The organism is Geothrix edaphica (assembly GCF_030268045.1).
GTDB classification, from domain to species: domain Bacteria; phylum Acidobacteriota; class Holophagae; order Holophagales; family Holophagaceae; genus Geothrix; species Geothrix edaphica.
This window is the reverse complement of sequence record NZ_BSDC01000001.1, coordinates 1,265,556-1,279,788: the sequence shown is the minus strand read 5'-3', so window position 1 is coordinate 1,279,788 and position 14,233 is coordinate 1,265,556. Positions and strand designations below refer to the sequence as shown.

The following is a 14,233-nucleotide window of genomic DNA, read 5'->3' as shown; positions in this document are numbered from 1 at the left end:
GGACATCCGGCTCGCCCTCAAGGCCTCGCTGATGCGGCTGCACGCCTACGGCGAATGGAAGCGGACGCCCAAGGACACCTTCTTCCGCCGCCATCGCGTGCTGGTGCTGAATCCTGGTTCCACCTCCACCAAGACTTCGGTCTTCGAGGGCGACGAGGAGCGGTTCACCGAGGAGCTTCAACACTCCGCAGAGGAACTGAAGGCCTTCGAAGGCAGACCCATCACGGACCAGTTCACCTTCCGCAAGGAGGCGGTGCTGCGGTTCCTGGCGGACAAGGGCCTGGGCCTCGGCGATCTCGATGCCGTGGCCGGGCGCGGCGGCCTGCTGCGGCCCATCCCCCACGGCACGTGGAAGGTGGGGGCCGCCATGCTGGACGACCTGAGGGCCGGCCAGCGCGGCGAGCACGCCTCGAACCTGGGCGCGCTCATCGCCTCCGAGCTAGTGGCGGGGACCGGGACGCCGGCCTACATCGTGGATCCCGTGGTGGTGGACGAGGCCGATCCCAAGGTCCGGATCTCGGGCCTGAAGGAGCTGCCCCGCCGCGTCATCAGCCACGCCCTCAACCAGATCGCCACGGCCCGCCGGTACGCCGAGGAGCACGAGACCTTCTACGAGCGCGTCAACGTCATCGTGGCCCACATGGGCGGCGGCATCACGGTGGGCGCCCACCGCAAGGGCCGCTACATCGACGTGAACAACGGGCTCGATGGCGAAGGGCCGTTCTCGCCCCAGCGCACGGGCACGCTGCCCGCGGGTCAGCTCATCGACCTCTGCTTCTCCGGCAAGTACACCAAGGCTGAGTTGAAGCTCAAGAACAAGGGCCGCGGCGGCATGATCGACCTGCTGGGCACCTCCGACATGCGTGAAGTGGAGCGCCGCGTGGAAGCCGGGGATGCCGAAGCCACCCTGGTCTACGACGCGATGATCTACCAGATCGCCAAGGCCATCACGGGTCAGGTGCCCGCCTTCGAGGGCGCACCCATCGACGCCATCCTGCTCACCGGCGGCATGGCCCGCTCGCCGAAGCTCGTGGGCGAGCTGACCCGCCTCACCGCCGCCCTGGGCTGCCCCGTGAAGGTCTACCCCGGCGAGAACGAGATGGCCGCCCTGGCCAAGGGGGCCCTGCGTGTCCTCTCCGGCCGCGAAGCGGCCAAGGACTACCCGCCAGCGATCTGAAGAAACCGACGGACCGTCGTGTCCTCAAGCCAGAATCCGTGATCTGGCCCGGCGATCCGCCTAGAATGGGCCATCCCATCCCACGTTCCACGCTCCCAGGGGGCCCCTTGAGCCGTTGCCGACGTTTTGCCCAGATCCTCCCCATCCTCCTCGCCAGCTTCGGGTCGCTGACCTGGTCGCCATCCCTGCGGGCCGAGGCCCCGGTGGCCAGCCGCGACCCCAAGGGTGTGGTCGCCCAGGCTCGAGCCGCCTACTACAGCCTTTCGTCCAGGGGGTACCGGCAGTACCGCTTCCAGGCCAAGCCGGATTGGTCGGCCATGCTCGGGGACCAGGCGAAGACCAATCCCGCAGGGTTCGAGGCCGCCATGGCCATCTTCGCGAAGCTGCGCTTCGACGTCGTGGTGGACGAGAAGGGCAGCGCGAAGATCTCGCACAATGATGTGGATGCCCCCAACGATCAGACCCGGGCTGGCCTGACGCAGCTCTACGGCGGCATGGACCAGATGCTCACGGGTTTCTTCCAGACCTGGACCCCCTTCATGATCGAGACTCCGTTCTCCAGCGTCGGCGCCGACCTGAGCGTCGAGACCATCGGGGCGAAGTACCGGTTCCGGTGGGTGGAGAACGGGAGCACCAAGGTGGAGATCCTGACGGACCAGGCTTTCGCCGTCACGGAGATGAAGGTCACCACCCCCGCCTTCGATTCCGTCATCCGTCCGGTCTTCGATCGGGGGCCGGCCGGCCTGGTCCTCACCAGCTACGAGGCGGAGTACCGGGAGCAACCCCCGGCGGCCCCCATCCGCATCGCCGTCCTGATCAAGAACCGGCCCGTCCGCGACCTCCTGATGCCGGTGGATCTGGACCTCACGGCCTGGATCGGCGGCAACGGGACCCGCATCCTCATGGCCTTCGCCGAGCCCAGCGTGGAGAAGAAGTAGCCCTTTCTAGGCCAGCAGGGCCGCCAGGGCGATGGAGCTGAGCTTGGTCTTGGCGCTGTCGCCCCGGCTGCTGAGGACGCAGGGCACCTTGGCACCGGCCACGACGGCGGCGATCTCGGCGCCGCCGAGCTTGGTGCCGGCCTTGTAGAAGGTGTTGCCGGCCTCGAGGTTGGGGAAGAGCAGGCAGTCGGCGTCGCCGGCCACGGGGCCGCCCATGCCCTTGATGCGGGCGGACTCGGGGTCGATGGCGCCATCCAGGGCCATGGGCCCGTCCACCAGGGCGCCCTTGATCTGGCCCCGGTCCGCCATCTTCGACAGCAGGGCGGCCTCGGCGCTGGCGCGCATCTTGGGCTGCACCTGCTCGGAAGCCGCCAGCACGGCGACCTTCGGGGTCTCGATGCCCAGGGCCTTGGCGGTCTTCACCAGGTAGCCGAGGATGGCGACCTTCTCCTTGAACTCCGGCTCGGGGATCACGGCCACATCGCCCGCGATGAGCAGCTTGGGATGGCCGGGGTGCTCCATCACGGTCACGTGGCTGAGGATGGCGCCCGGGTCCAGCAGACCCTGGTCCTTGTTCAGGATGGCCTTCATGTACTTCTCGGTGCTGAGCAGGCCCTTCATCAGCAGGTCCGCCTCGCCGAAGCGCACCATGGCCACGGCCTTGGCCGCGGCCTCCGTGTCTGTGGCGGCGTGGACCATGCGGAACCGTTCCTTCGGCAGACCCTGTTCCAGGCAGACCTTCACCATCGCGGCCTCGTCGCCCACGAGGATGGCCTCCACCAGGCCACCCTCCACCGCGGCGTTCACGGCTTCCAGGGTGTGGGCGTCGTTGGCCCAGGCCACCACCAGCCGCTTGTGGGGGCGTTCCTGCACGGCGCGGAGCAGCTCATCGAGGGTGTTGATCCGCATGGGGGATCCTGACAAATGACGCCGGGTCTCCGGCGGGTCCGCGAGGAAGGTAGCATGTCTCCATGGCCGTTTCCGTGAGCTTCCGCACATACCTCCTGGAGCAGATGGGGCAGATCCGGCCCGTGACCTCCCGCCCCATGTTCGGCGGTCTCTGCTTCTTCGCCGACGGCCGCGCCTTCGCCCTGGCGGACGATGGCGTGCTGTACTTCAAGGTGGACGATTCGAACCGCCCGGACTTCATCGCCGCGGGCATGGGCCCCTTCCTGCCCTTCGGCGATCCGGGGAAGCCCATGGGGTACTACGAGCTGCCCGAGGACGTGCTGGAGGATCCGGAGCTGCTGGCGATCTGGATGGCCAAGGCCATCGCCGTGGCCGCCCGCGCCAAGACGAAACCCCGTTCCAATCCCAAGCGGAAGTAGCCCCCATGTCCACCATCACCATCCGTCCCGCCGCGCCGGAAGACGCCCCCATCCTCGCGGAGCTCGGCGCCCGCACCTTCCGCGAGACCTTCGAGCCGCACACCGCCGGCCCGGACCTGGAGGCCTTCCTGACGGCCGCCTACGGCGAGGCCATCCAGCGCGCCGAGCTGGCGGACCCCGCCCGGCCCGCCCGGATCCTGGAGGTCGATGGCGTGCCCGTGGGCTTCCTCCAGCTGCGCCTGGGCCACCGGGAGCCGGGCGTCCCCGGCGAGCACCCCGTCGAGCTGCAGCGCATCTACGTGCTGCGCGCGGCCCAGGGCGGGGGCCGGGGCGCGGCCCTGATGGCGGAGGCGGTGGAGATGGCCCGGGCCTGGGGGGCGGATGTCCTCTGGCTGGGCGTGTGGGAGAACAACCTCAAGGCCCTGGCTTTCTATGCCCGGACCGGCTTCCGCGAGGTGGGCGACCACGTCTTCCAGATCGGGGACCAGGTCGATCGCGACCTGATCCTGGCGCGGGACCTGACTTGAACCTGGTACTGCTGCTGCCGGAGGATCTGACGGCTCCGGATCGGGCTCGCCTCACGGGTCGACGCCTGGCCCACGTCCGCGAGGTGCACCGCGCCGCGGTGGGCGACGAGCTGGCCGTGGGCCTGCTGGGCGGGAAGATGGGCCGGGGCCGGGTGCTGCGCCTGGACGACGAGGCCCTGGACCTGGAGCTGACCCTGGATCAGGCGCCGCCGCCCAAGCTGCCGTTGACCCTGCTCATCGCCGTGCCGCGGCCCAAAGTGCTGAACCGGGTGGTGGCGGCCGCCGCCAGCCTGGGCGTGGCCCGCATCGTCCTGCTGAACGCCTGGAAGGTGGAGAAGGCCTACTGGGCCAGCCCGAGAATGAAGCCCGAGAACCTCCGCGAGCAGCTGATTCTCGGGCTCGAACAGGCCAAGGACACGGCGCTGCCGGACCTGCGCTTGGCGCGGCTCTTCCGCCCCTTTGTGGAGGATGAGCTGCCCGGCCTGCTGGCCGGCGGCACGGGCCTCATGGCCCATCCCGGCACGGGCGCGGCGGCGCCGAAGGTGCTGGCGGCCCCCGTCACCCTCGCCATCGGCCCCGAAGGCGGCTGGGTGGAGGCTGAGGTCCAGAGCCTGCTGAAGGCCGGCCTGCATCCCCTGGACCTCGGCCCCCGCATCCTCCGCACCGAGACCGCCCTGGCGGCGCTGGTGGGGAAGCTGTTCTAAGAGTGCCTAACAAAACCCCGACGGGGCCACGAGAAAGCCAGGTGGGATGCACCGCAAGGAAGGGCCCGCAGGGCAACGTGGTTCGTTGTTCAAGGGGCCTGACGCCGCGGGGCGCCCACCTGGATTTCTCCCTCCGGGCGAGGGTCGGCGGGCGTCGCGATGCCGCGTCACGCTCGTCGCGCGTAGTACCCGCTACGCGTCTCCTCACGTTCCTCGCCTCGCTCGCCCGGCGGCCCTCGCGCGGCCCCGTGGGGGTTTTGTTAGGCACTCTAACCCAGGAACAGCCGGTACGCCGGGTTGTCGCCTTCATCCACGTACTGGTAGCCAAGGCCGTCCAGGAAGGCCTGGAAGGCGGCCTGATCCTGCGGCGGCACCTGGATGCCCGCCAGGACCCGGCCGTAGTCGGCGCCGTGGTTGCGGTAGTGGAAGAGGGAGATGTTCCAGCCCCGGCTCATGCGCTCCAGGAACCGGAGGAGGGCGCCGGGGCGCTCGGGGAACTCGAAGCGGTAGAGCCGCTCGTGGGTCGCCGTGGGGGCCCGCCCGCCCACCAGATGGCGGACGTGGAGCTTGGCCATCTCGTTCTCGCTCAGGTCCTGGGCCTCCAGCCCTTCGGCCCGCAGGCGGGCCAGCAGGGGCTCGAGCTCCGAGCGGTCGGCCATCTGCAGGCCCACGAAGATGTGGGCGCGCTCGGGATCCGCCAGCCGGTAGTTGAACTCGGTGATGGCGCGGGCGCCGATGAGCTCGCAGAAGGCCTTGAAGCTGCCGGGACGTTCGGGGATGGTGACGGCGAGGATGGCCTCGCGTTTCTCGCCCAGCTCGGCCTGCTCCGCCACGAAGCGGAGGTTGTCGAAGTTGGCGTTGGCCCCGGAGAGGATGGCCACGAGGTTGCCGGTGTCGACGCCGACATTCTGGCGGGCCGCCCAGGCCTTGAGTCCCGCCAGGGCCAGGGCTCCGGCCGGCTCCAGGATGGACCGGGTCTCCTCGAAGACATCCTTGATGGCGGCGCAGATCTCATCCGTGTCCACCAGCACCATCTCGTCCACGTACTGCCGGCAGAGCTCGAAGGGCAGGGCGCCCACCTGGCTGACGGCCACGCCATCCGCGAACAGGCCCACCCGCTCCAGCCTGACGCGGTGCCCCGCCGCCAGGGAGCGGGTCATGGCATCGGCGTCCACGGGCTCCACGCCGATGATCCGGATCTCGGGCCGGAGCCGCTTGAGGTAGGCGGCGATGCCCGCGATGAGGCCGCCGCCGCCCACCGGGATGAACACGGCCCGCAGGCCCCGGGGCATCTGGCGCAGCAGCTCCAGGCCGATGGTGCCCTGGCCCGCGATCACGTCGGGGTCGTCGTAGGGATGGATGTAGACCTTGCCCTCCGCGGCCATGAGGGCCTGGGAGTGGGCGTAGGCCTCGTCGAAGGAGTCCCCGTGGAGGACCACCCGCGCTCCCAGTCGGCGCACGGCGTCCACCTTGATGCGGGGGGTGGTCACGGGCATGACGATCACCGCGTCGCAGCCCAGCTTGCGGGCCGCCAGGGCCACGCCCTGCGCGTGGTTGCCCGCCGAGGCGGCGATGACGCCCTGAGACCGCTCCGCCGGGGCGAGCTGGGCGATCTTGTTGTACGCGCCCCGGAGCTTGAAGGAGAACACCGGCTGGAGGTCCTCGCGCTTCAGCCACACGGGGCAGCCCACGCGGCTGGACAGGCGCGGCGCCGCCTCCAGGGGCGACTCGATGGCCACGTCGTAGACGAGGGCCGTGAGGATGCGCTCGAGGAGATCCTGGGGAGGCTGGACCGTGTCTGGGCTCATGGGTGCTCCGGGCAAAGAGGTCATAACAAAACCCCACGGGACCGCGCGAGGTGCGCCGGGCGAGCGAGGCGAGAAACGCGAGTCGACGCGTAGCGGGTACTACGCGCGACGAGCGTGACGCTGCATCGCGACGCCCGCCGCCCCTCGCCCGGAGGGATGAACCCAGGCAGGCGCTCCGCGGCGTCAGGGCCCTTGAACGATGTGCCGCATCGCCCTGCGGGCCCTTCCTTGCGGTGCATCCTGCCTGGGTTCATCGCGGCTCCGTCGGGTTTTGTTATGACCTCTTATGAAGAACCCCCCGACCTTGCGGTGCGGGGGGCTTGGAATCGTGGATCGGATCCGGCCTATGCCCCCTCGCGCGACCAGATAATCGCGATGGCGGCGGAAATGCTGGCGGAACCGGCGTGGGACATGGGAAGCCTGTTGGAACCTCAACCTAGCACCAGACGCCAGGCGCCACAAGGCGTTTCGGGGTACTGGCCAGGATTGGACCCACTTTCATCGTTAAACGATGTATAGTGGTCCACCCCTCACCGGAGTCTTTGATGCCGCGCTTCCGTGCTTCCGCCGTGCTTCTCGTGGCCTGTGCCCTCGTGGCCCAGGACCGCGCCCCCCGCTTCGTCAGCTCGCCGGATGTGAACGGCGACCGCGTGGTGTTCACCTGGGAGGACGACCTCTGGCTCGGCTCCCTCAAGGGCGGCGCGGCCCGGCGGCTGACGACCCACCCCGGCCTGGAGACCACGGCCCGGTTCAGCCCCGACGGCAAGTGGATCGCCTTCCGGGGCCAGTACGACGGGGCCGCTGAGGTCTACGTGATTCCCGCGGAGGGCGGCGCACCGAAGCGCCTCACCTGGCGCGGAGCGGGGCAGGTCCTCGGCTGGACTCCGGACGGCAAGCAGGTGGTGTACCGGGCGGCCTACGAATACGACGTGCGCCCCATCTCCCGCCTCTACACCGTGGACCTCGAAGGTCACGAGCCCCAGGCCCTGCCGCTGAAGAAGGTCACCGAGGGCGCCTTCAACGCCGATGGCCAGCGCTTCCTGTTCAGCACCAGGGGCGACGCCGAATACTACTGGAAGCGCTACAAGGGCGGCCAGGCCCCGGACCTCTGGCTGGGCGATCTGAAGACGCAGCGCTTCGAGAAGCTCACGGACTACCCGGGCAAGAACGGGCATCCCATGTGGGCTGGCAACCAGGTGCTGTTCGTCTCCGATCGCGGCACCAACGGCATCACGAACCTGTATGCCGTGGATCCGGCCACCAAGGCCGTGGCACAGCTCACGGACCTCAAGGACTTCGACGTGCAGCAGCCCAGCACGGATGGCCGCACGGTGGTCTTCGTGCAGGGCGGCCACCTGCAGGCCCTGGACCTGGCCACGAAGGCGGTCCATCCCGTGCCCGTCACCACCGCCAGCGATGGCTGGAAGGTGGCGCCGCGTCCCGTGAACCCCAAGGACTGGATCCTCTCCATGAGCCTGACGGGCCAGACGGCGGTCTTCGAGGCCCGGGGCGAGGTCTTCCTCCTGCCCACGGACGCCACCAAGCCCGCGAAGAACCTCACGCAGACGCCGGGCGTGCGCGAGCGCATGCCGCGCTTGTCGCCGGACGGCAAGCGGGTGGCCTACTTCAGCGATGCCAGCGGCGACTACGACCTCTACGTGCAGCCCGCGGACGGCGGCGCGGCGGAGCGCATCCCCACGGGCCTGAAGACGGCCCTCTACCACCTGGAGTGGAGCCCCGACGGCACAAAGGTCCTCTTCGGCGACAAGAGCTTCGCCATCTACGTCATGGACGTGGCCACGAAGAAGCTCACCAAGATCGACGAGTTCCATGACCTGAAGAACGACCAGTTCACCTGGGAGGTGAGCGACTACGCCTGGGCGCCGGATTCCCAGTGGGTGGCCTACTCGGTGGTGGAGCCCAGCCGCAACGGCCGCATCGTCCTCTTCAACCTCGCCACGAAGCAGAAGGTGGCCCTCACGGACGGGTTCTACGACTGCGTGAACCCCACCTTCGACCAGGACGGCAGCACCCTCTACTTCCTGAGCTACAGCAACTTCCACACGAAGCTCGACCCCAGCCAGGACAACCACATCCAGTCCGCGCCGGTCCAGGTCATGGCGGTGAAGCTGAAGGCGGGCGAGGACAAGGCCTCCGCCACGTCATCGCTCTCGTCCGCCTCCGCCTTCCGCATCGATGTGGCGGGCCTGTCCGACCGCGTCGCGCCCCTGCCCGTGAAGCCCGGCAACCTGTTCCACCTCAAGGCCGGCCGCGGCCTCGTGGGCTGGGATGAGGTCGAGGGCTGGGACGACAACGTGGTGGAGGAGTTCTACGCCCCCCGCGGCGCCGACAAGTGGAAGCTGCACCTCTATGACGCCGCCGCCAAGAAGGACAAGGAGGTGGTGCTGACCGACGCCATCAGCGACTGGACCTTCGACGCCGAGGGCAGACGCCTGCTGCTCCGCAAGGGGCCGAACTTCCACGTGGGCGAGGCCGCGGCCGTGTTCACGTCCAAGGCGCTGCCCGAGAAGCTCGACCTCGACCGCATGACGATGACCGCCGATCCCAGGGCGGAGTGGAAGCAGATCTTCGAAGACACCTGGCGCTGGTACCGGGACTTCTTCTACGACACCAACATGAACGGCAACGACTGGAACGCCATCGGCGCCAAGTTCCGCGCCTGGCTGCCGGAGCTGAACTCCCGCCAGGAGCTGAACTGGCTGCTGAGCCAGATGGTGGGCGAGCTCAGCGCCAGCCACACCTACGTCTCCGGCGGCGACTTCGGCCCCGGCCGGCCCGCGCCCAGCCCGGTGTTCACGGGTGCCCTGGGTGCCGACCTCAGCGCCGAGCATGGCCTCTACCGCTTCGCCAGGGTCTACGGTCCCACGGCCTATGCCCGCGACCTCAAGGCCCCGCTGGCCGATCCCGCCCCCAAGGTGAAGGAGGGCGACTACCTCCTGGCCATCGACGGCAAGCCCGTGAAGGCTCCGGAGGCCATCGGCGCCCGCCTCCAGGTCATCAAGGGCCAGAAGGTGACGCTCACCGTGAATGCGAAGCCCACCCTGGACGGGGCCCGCACCATCGAAGTGGAACCCGTCCCCAATGACTGGACCCTGCGCTACGAGCGCTGGGTGGCTGACAACATCGCCGCCGTGGACAAGGCCTCCAACGGCCAGCTGGGCTACATGCACCTCACGGCCATGGGCGACCAGAACATTGGCCAGTTCGACAAGTACTGGCGCGCCTTCCGCTACAAGAAGGGCATCGTCATCGATGTGCGCGGCAACGGCGGCGGCTGGACCGAGTTCTTCATGATCGACAAGCTGGAGCGCAAGCAGGTGGGCTTCAACGTGCTGCGCGGCATGGGCGCCTTCCGCTACCCCGGCACCGCCAGCGACGGCCGCTACGTCTTCCTCACCAACGAGCAGAACGGCAGCGACGGCGAGGCCTTCCTCGAGCACGTGAAGGCCCGCAAGCTGGGCCCCATCGTGGGCGTGCCCAGCTGGGGCGGCCTGGTGGGCATCATCAACACCCAGTTCACCCTGGATGGCGGCCGCGTCGAGCAGAGCAACAACGGCTTCTACGGCCGGGAAGGGAAGTGGTGGGTGGAGAACCACGGCGCCGACCCCGACCTAACCGTCGAGAACGATCCCGCCAGCCTCATGCAGGGCCACGACCGCCAGCTCGAAGTGGGCATCGAGACACTGCTGAAGCAGCTGGGCGAGAACCCCACGCCTGCGCTTCCGGCGATTCCGGCTTATCCGAAGCGGTGAGTCGTTCGCACTGCAATAAGATTCACCACAAAGACACCAAGAAATGCCAGGCAGGCTGCTGATGGACGAGGAGGGACGGTGGTGGGAGAGTGGTCCCATTACTGTCCCCTTCGTTCATCGGCGTCTAAACGTAGTTTGGAAGCACCCAGAACCTGATGATCACAAACCTTCCTACATATCTCGCCATCGCAGAAGAGGCATTCGCCGAGTCTGAGAGACTTGAGATTGGTGCGCGCACTCCCAGAGAAGATGGGCAACCTGGATTTGTAATCAAATACGATCCAGAACGACGGTCTTTCAAGCAAAGTCTTGTAGCCATTGCCTTTTACGGAATGTACCTTGATGCACTGCTGTTTATTGTCGGCGGTGAACGATTAGGGAAGGCCGAGTACAAAAAGCTCGATAGAAAAAAGGTACCCTACAAAGACAGATTGATAGCTCTTGGAATCACCGATCCGAGCCTTCTGACTCTGGCTCAACACTTCCGCGATGCCAGAAATGACATGGTTCATGATGAGGCATTTGAAATCACTGAAATCCAAGGTAAACCAGTCCATACAGCTCAAAAAATCGCAAGAGAAGGTTCTGAAATCGTCACGCAAATCGCAAAGATCCTCCAATCGGCTCCCTAACCCTCCGCTCAACTCGGACCCCGCCTGCATTGCCTTCCGCTCTCTCTCAGCTTCTCGATTCCTCGGCTCCGCTCAGCACCTCGGTGCAGGCGGGGTAAGTTAGCTTCATTCACTAGACCGCAGTTCTCGAACATCGTCAGTCCCTGAATGGAGGTCACATGTTCAAGAGCACACTCCTCGCACTCTACCTGCTGGCAAACCTGTCATCGGCGGCAACGGTGGCAATAGGGCAGGAGGTAAAACGTCCAATTCAAAGGGTATTTCTTGGAAGCTTCGGCAATGAAGACTACGGCGCTTGGTTTCGTCTTCTCGTAGAAGAAGAATTAATCGCCAATGGGTTTCAAATTGTCGCAGCCACTGAAAAGCCAGATGCAACCCTCGCAGGAATCATTGTCCGGCAGACCCCGGCAGATCCCAGTGGAAGCCAATACCCCGAAGGACTGGTCCGCCTTCACCTCCCAAGCGGGAAAGTGGTTTGGAGATATCGGCCTACGGGCGGGCTTGGGAATCACACCTCTCCTCCCGAGGCCGGTCGCTTGGTGAAAGCACTAATCAAAGCCATTGATGATGGCCAAATCGCATCCGGCGATTAACTACCCTAAAGGATTTTCTATGGAACCCAACCGAGAATCTACCTCCTGGTCAGGCCCTCCTCGAAGCCAAGTAATCCTTGATGGCGAACAAATGGCCGAGGTTCTAATACAGGGGCCGACCAAAGTGATTCGCGATGTTCGTCCCAACGGAACCATAGGCGTCTGTTTCGAATCTGCGCATTGGAACGAAATCCACGATTGGCTGGATCGCAACTATCCAGGGTGCACGCATAACACGTAATCAATGTGCCGCCCAACCCTCCGCTCAACTCGGACCCCGCCTACCTTGCCTCCCGCTCTCTCTCAGTTACCCGCTTCCTCGACTCCGCTCGTTGCCTCGGCGCAGGCGTGACCGGTTAGTTTCTTTCGTTAGGCATCCCTGAAACGATCAAGTCAAGAGACGTCACCATGTCCACACGCGAAATCTCCAAGCTACTATTCACGACGGTCTATCCGCTGTACGTGCAGAAGGCCGAACGCAAGAATCGGACGAAGGAGGAGGTGGACACCATCATCTGCTGGCTGACGGGCTACAGCCGCGCGCAGCTCAACCACCACACCGCGGTCATCATTGACTTCCAACGTTTCTTTGACCAGGCCCCGGCGATCCACCCCAACAGCTCTCAAATCAAGGGTGTGGTTTGTGGCATTCGCGTCGAGGACATCCAGGACCCCATCACCCAGAAGATCAGATACCTCGACAAGCTCATTGACGAACTCGCCAAGGGCAGACCCATGGACAAGATCTTGCGCCAGTAGGCCCAACCTGATTGCAGGACAGGCCCCATCACGGTGCCTGACCCTTTGCCCCATTCACAGCCGCCTGCACTGCCTTCACGACCGATCCCATGCCGATGACGAATCTCCAGGACCGCATCACCACCAGCTTCCAGGCCCAGGGCCTGATGACGACCCTCGGGGCGGAGTTGGCCCTGGTGTCGGAGGGCGAGGTGCACATCGCGCTGCCCTTCTCCGAGCGGCTGTCCCAGCAGCATGGCTACCTCCATGCGGGGGCGATCACCAGCATCCTCGACAGCGCCTGCGGGTACGCGGCGCTGACGAAGGCATCGCCGGGCTGCGATGTGGTCACCGCCGAGTTCAAGATCAACCTGCTGCGGCCCGCCCTCGGCGACCGCTTCCTGGCCATCGGGCGAGTCCAGAACGCGGGTCGCTCCCTCACGGTCTGCACGGGCGAGGTCCAGGCCTTCTCCGGGACCGGGGGCACCCCGAAGGTCGTCGCGCTCATGCAGGCCACCATCGCCACCATCCGCCCGTGACGCCGCCACCCATGCCCCTCGACTACCAGCACCTGACGGATGCCCAACGGCAGACCTGCCCCCTCTGCGGTGGGCCGAACGGGTGCGTGCCTTCCGCTTGCGGCCGCACGGATGTGCCCTGCTGGTGCACCACCGTCATCTTCAACCCGGCCTCGCTGGCCCTGATCCCGGACGAGCTCCGGAACGTGGTCTGCCTCTGCCGCCGCTGTGCCGAAGCGCCTCCGACCGAGGGCCGGGGCTGAGGCGGAAGGCCCAGATCAACCGCTGCCGGGATCAGAATCCCACCGAATACGCTCCATCCCGCATGAGCGGCACGGTGGTGCCATCCCCCATCTGAAGGTCCACGCTCACCACCTTCACGTCCGGCTGGGTCTCGGGGACGTAGACGCGGTCGATGTGGATGACGGCATCGTGGCTGGAGAACTGGGCGGGGCCCACCTGGCCGCCGAAGTGGTCGCTGCGGCCGAAGGCGAGGTGGAGGCCCAGCTTCTCGTCCAGGAGGATCTCGCCGATGGGCTTCACGCCGAAGGCCGCCAGCACACCCAGGCCCAGCTCGGCCAGGTTGCCGTAGGCGGGTTCCCGGGCCAGCAGGGCCGCTTCCTCGCGGGACCTGGGGCCTTCGCTGATCACCTCCTCCGCCTTGTTCTGGGCGAAGCGGTAGCGCACGATCTCGGGGCCGAACTGCACGGGCATGATGCCCGCCGTGCGGCTGGGATCACCGTCGCGCTCGCCCTCGTAGGGCACGATGTAGGCCTCGCCCGAGGGCAGGTTGCCCGCCACGCCGGGCTTGGGCAGCAGGCCGCCGGAGGCATGGCCCGTGCGGTGGCGCAGGTCCAGGTGCAGCTCGCAGGCACCGGACGGTGTATCGAAGTGGAAGTCCGCGCCTTCGGCCCGGTCCAGCAGGTCCTTCAGCAGCTCCACGCGGCGGTTCACCTCGGCGTAGTCCAGGCGCAGGGCGGGGATCATGTCCTCGCGGAAGCCGGGCATGGTGGCGGCACGGATGGGGTGGGTCTTCGCCGCCAGCTTGAGGGGCGCCGTGGCCGAGAATTTCGTCAGCGCGATGAGGATGGGGTGGCCGGCGTAGAGGTCCGCGAAGCTCACGGAGGCCGCGGGATCCAGGGCGTTCACGGAGGGCAGGGGGCCGCCGGTGTGGAGCCAGGCCCGCTCCGGCAGGTCACCGTTGTTGGTGTGCACGTTGGGATAGACCACCAGGTGCGTCTCCAGCCCCAGCTCGGCGCGGTGGGTGTTCAGCTCTGCGGTCCAGGCGGCGGCGATGGCGCGCCGGGCGGCCCAGTTCGCGTCATCGGGCACCTTGGCATCGGGCAGGTCCACCAGGATGGCCAGGGCCCTCTCGCCCGCCCGGGGCTGGAACACCCGCCGCACCAGCGCCACCAGTTCAGGTCCCGTCAAGGCTTCGCTCATGCCATCCTCCGCCTGCGAGGATGCCACAGGGCGGCGGGGCTGGCATCCTGGAGG

Annotated in this window: 14 protein-coding genes; 11 read left to right on the top strand and 3 right to left on the bottom strand. The window is 66.9% G+C overall.

The features are described 5' to 3' along the window. Window positions 1-31 precede the first annotated feature (31 nt). Both buk and QSJ30_RS05755 read left to right on the top strand, forming a co-directional pair. Complete coding sequence (gene buk / locus QSJ30_RS14475) at window positions 32-1,177, top strand: butyrate kinase (protein WP_420798770.1); 1,146 nt, start codon at window positions 32-34, stop codon at window positions 1,175-1,177. Window positions 1,178-1,284: 107 nt separating this feature from the next. Beyond that, window positions 1,285-2,115 (top strand): hypothetical protein, encoded by an 831-nt coding sequence (locus tag QSJ30_RS05755; RefSeq protein ID WP_285607335.1) that lies wholly within the window; start codon window positions 1,285-1,287, stop codon window positions 2,113-2,115. Window positions 2,116-2,121: 6 nt separating this feature from the next. Here QSJ30_RS05755 and QSJ30_RS05750 read toward each other — a convergent pair whose 3' ends face one another. Then, window positions 2,122-3,024 carry a bifunctional enoyl-CoA hydratase/phosphate acetyltransferase gene (locus tag QSJ30_RS05750; protein WP_285607333.1) on the bottom strand — a complete coding sequence of 301 codons (903 nt, stop codon included), beginning with the start codon at window positions 3,022-3,024 and terminating at the stop codon, window positions 2,122-2,124. A gap of 74 nt (window positions 3,025-3,098) precedes the next feature. Here QSJ30_RS05750 and QSJ30_RS05745 point away from each other — a divergent pair, with 74 nt between their 5' ends. From QSJ30_RS05745 to QSJ30_RS05735, 3 genes are read left to right on the top strand one after another with little or no spacing between them, the layout of a single operon-like run. After that, on the top strand, window positions 3,099-3,443 hold the full coding sequence (locus QSJ30_RS05745) for a TfoX/Sxy family protein (protein ID WP_285607331.1): 345 nt from the start codon (window positions 3,099-3,101) through the stop codon (window positions 3,441-3,443). A 5-nt stretch (window positions 3,444-3,448) separates the two neighbouring features. Beyond that, window positions 3,449-3,970 (top strand): GNAT family N-acetyltransferase, encoded by a 522-nt coding sequence (locus QSJ30_RS05740; RefSeq protein WP_285607329.1) that lies wholly within the window; start codon window positions 3,449-3,451, stop codon window positions 3,968-3,970. Further along, window positions 3,967-4,674, top strand: a complete 708-nt coding sequence (locus tag QSJ30_RS05735) for a 16S rRNA (uracil(1498)-N(3))-methyltransferase (RefSeq protein ID WP_285607328.1) — start codon at window positions 3,967-3,969, stop codon at window positions 4,672-4,674. Before QSJ30_RS05740 ends, QSJ30_RS05735 begins: the two co-directional genes overlap by 4 nt. A gap of 269 nt (window positions 4,675-4,943) precedes the next feature. On the opposite strand, the gene ilvA is transcribed toward QSJ30_RS05735, so the two are convergent. Continuing rightward, window positions 4,944-6,482: a threonine ammonia-lyase, biosynthetic gene (gene ilvA, locus QSJ30_RS05730; protein WP_285607327.1), complete on the bottom strand. Its 1,539-nt coding sequence runs from the start codon at window positions 6,480-6,482 to the stop codon at window positions 4,944-4,946. 545 nt (window positions 6,483-7,027) lie between these two features. On the opposite strand from ilvA, the gene QSJ30_RS05725 reads away from it, so the two are divergent. The 6 genes from QSJ30_RS05725 to QSJ30_RS05700 all read left to right on the top strand — a co-directional run bounded on the left by QSJ30_RS05725 (window position 7,028) and on the right by QSJ30_RS05700 (window position 12,999). Continuing rightward, window positions 7,028-10,255 (top strand): S41 family peptidase, encoded by a 3,228-nt coding sequence (locus tag QSJ30_RS05725; protein WP_285607325.1) that lies wholly within the window; start codon window positions 7,028-7,030, stop codon window positions 10,253-10,255. 155 nt (window positions 10,256-10,410) lie between these two features. Next, on the top strand, window positions 10,411-10,887 hold the full coding sequence (locus QSJ30_RS05720) for a hypothetical protein (protein WP_285607323.1): 477 nt from the start codon (window positions 10,411-10,413) through the stop codon (window positions 10,885-10,887). 158 nt (window positions 10,888-11,045) lie between these two features. Continuing rightward, entirely contained in the window at window positions 11,046-11,480 is a 435-nt protein-coding gene (locus QSJ30_RS05715) for a hypothetical protein (RefSeq protein ID WP_285607322.1), read from the top strand. Window positions 11,481-11,888: 408 nt separating this feature from the next. Further along, a complete protein-coding gene (locus QSJ30_RS05710) occupies window positions 11,889-12,239 on the top strand; it encodes a DUF2200 domain-containing protein (RefSeq protein ID WP_285607320.1) in 351 nt (116 codons plus the stop codon). A 95-nt stretch (window positions 12,240-12,334) separates the two neighbouring features. After that, entirely contained in the window at window positions 12,335-12,757 is a 423-nt protein-coding gene (locus tag QSJ30_RS05705; protein ID WP_420798768.1) for a PaaI family thioesterase, read from the top strand. Between the two features lie 11 nt (window positions 12,758-12,768). Beyond that, the gene (locus QSJ30_RS05700) at window positions 12,769-12,999 is read left to right on the top strand and encodes a cysteine-rich CWC family protein (protein WP_285607315.1); all 231 of its coding nucleotides are present in this window, start codon (window positions 12,769-12,771) and stop codon (window positions 12,997-12,999) included. 31 nt (window positions 13,000-13,030) lie between these two features. Here QSJ30_RS05700 and QSJ30_RS05695 read toward each other — a convergent pair whose 3' ends face one another. Next, entirely contained in the window at window positions 13,031-14,179 is a 1,149-nt protein-coding gene (locus QSJ30_RS05695; RefSeq protein WP_285607313.1) for a M29 family metallopeptidase, read from the bottom strand. Between the last annotated feature and the right edge of the window lie 54 nt (window positions 14,180-14,233).

Bases quoted from the DNA above. Each gene is read 5' to 3' on its own strand.
- buk (WP_420798770.1), top strand. From the start codon at position 32: ATGCGGCTGCACGCCTACGGCGAATGGAAGCGGACGCCCAAGGACACC.
- QSJ30_RS05750 (WP_285607333.1), bottom strand. From the start codon at position 3,024: ATGCGGATCAACACCCTCGATGAGCTGCTCCGCGCCGTGCAGGAACGC.
- QSJ30_RS05740 (WP_285607329.1), top strand. From the start codon at position 3,449: ATGTCCACCATCACCATCCGTCCCGCCGCGCCGGAAGACGCCCCCATC.
- ilvA (WP_285607327.1), bottom strand. From the start codon at position 6,482: ATGAGCCCAGACACGGTCCAGCCTCCCCAGGATCTCCTCGAGCGCATC.
- QSJ30_RS05725 (WP_285607325.1), top strand. From the start codon at position 7,028: ATGCCGCGCTTCCGTGCTTCCGCCGTGCTTCTCGTGGCCTGTGCCCTC.
- QSJ30_RS05720 (WP_285607323.1), top strand. From the start codon at position 10,411: ATGATCACAAACCTTCCTACATATCTCGCCATCGCAGAAGAGGCATTC.
- QSJ30_RS05715 (WP_285607322.1), top strand. From the start codon at position 11,046: ATGTTCAAGAGCACACTCCTCGCACTCTACCTGCTGGCAAACCTGTCA.
- QSJ30_RS05710 (WP_285607320.1), top strand. From the start codon at position 11,889: ATGTCCACACGCGAAATCTCCAAGCTACTATTCACGACGGTCTATCCG.
- QSJ30_RS05705 (WP_420798768.1), top strand. From the start codon at position 12,335: ATGACGAATCTCCAGGACCGCATCACCACCAGCTTCCAGGCCCAGGGC.
- QSJ30_RS05700 (WP_285607315.1), top strand. From the start codon at position 12,769: ATGCCCCTCGACTACCAGCACCTGACGGATGCCCAACGGCAGACCTGC.
- QSJ30_RS05695 (WP_285607313.1), bottom strand. From the start codon at position 14,179: ATGAGCGAAGCCTTGACGGGACCTGAACTGGTGGCGCTGGTGCGGCGG.